Raw genomic sequence first — 484 nt, 5'->3', positions numbered from 1 at the left:
GAAAAGGTGATGGCGGGGGGCGCGGGCGCCTCTTCGCTGGACCAGTGGTCGGACATGCCCTTGGGGAACCAGTTGATCGCCGTCAGCATCGGCGCGGACGCGGGGCCGGGGGCGTCGCCGGGGAACATCAGCTCGATGGACAGCTGTCGCCCGACGTCGCCGCCATAGATCGACAGGTCGGTGCTGCCGAAGCCCGCGCCGAATTCGGCGGTGGCACCCTGTTCGTCGCCCTGGCCAAAGCGGACGGTAGTCTGGGTGATCACCTCGCCGTCGAAGGTGGCGTGCATCGTGCCGATGTTCTCAAGGCTTTCGGCGGCGGCGGGCAGCGCAAGGGACAGGACGGCGACCAAGGCGGCATGAGAGGTTTTCATGGGCGGTCCTGTGTGCTTGCGGGTGGCGGGTGCCCGGAAAGGCTAGGCAAATCGGGGCCATGGGGCAATGCGGCGCAGGAAAAAGCCCCGCCGGGCAGGCGGGGCTTTCAATC

Annotated in this window: 1 protein-coding gene; it reads right to left on the bottom strand. The window is 68.0% G+C overall.

Features of this window, described 5'->3' with window-relative positions; translation table 11 throughout:
• Window positions 1-371, bottom strand: a 371-nt coding sequence (locus tag ACLD7X_RS18615) for a hypothetical protein (RefSeq protein WP_411425164.1), incomplete at its 3' end; no start/stop codon positions are given.
• Between the last annotated feature and the right edge of the window lie 113 nt (window positions 372-484).

This window comes from Aphanothece microscopica RSMan92, assembly GCF_046613545.2.
Taxonomy (GTDB): domain Bacteria; phylum Cyanobacteriota; class Cyanobacteriia; order PCC-6307; family Cyanobiaceae; genus NIES-981.
Note: the sequence above shows the minus strand (reverse complement) of the source record. Positions and strands in the feature narration are given on the sequence as shown.